Annotated in this window: 1 protein-coding gene; it reads right to left on the bottom strand. The window is 61.1% G+C overall.

Features of this window, described 5'->3' with window-relative positions; all coding sequences use genetic code 11:
* On the bottom strand, positions 1–177 hold a 177-nt coding region (locus tag E1297_RS00035; protein WP_368669404.1), incomplete at its 3' end, for a DUF4116 domain-containing protein.
* Positions 178–208: the final 31 nt, after the last annotated feature.

Below are 208 nucleotides of genomic sequence, written 5' to 3'. Positions count from 1 at the left end.
TTGCCTCACCGCCTCGAGGCACACCTCCTTCGTCCGGAGGTTTCCCGGCACATATTCCAGCGCCCTGCCGTGTTGCCTCACCGCTTCGAAGCACATCTTCTTCGTCCGGAAGGGCTCCGGAACATGTTGCAATGCCCAGCCGTCTCGCCTCACCGCCTCGAGGCATATCTCCGGCATTCGGAGGGCTTTCGGCACATATTTCAACGCC

It is taken from the genome of Roseibium sp. RKSG952 (assembly GCF_009711355.1).
The sequence above is the reverse complement of the archived record's forward strand: the minus strand, read 5'-3'. Positions and strand labels throughout refer to the sequence as shown.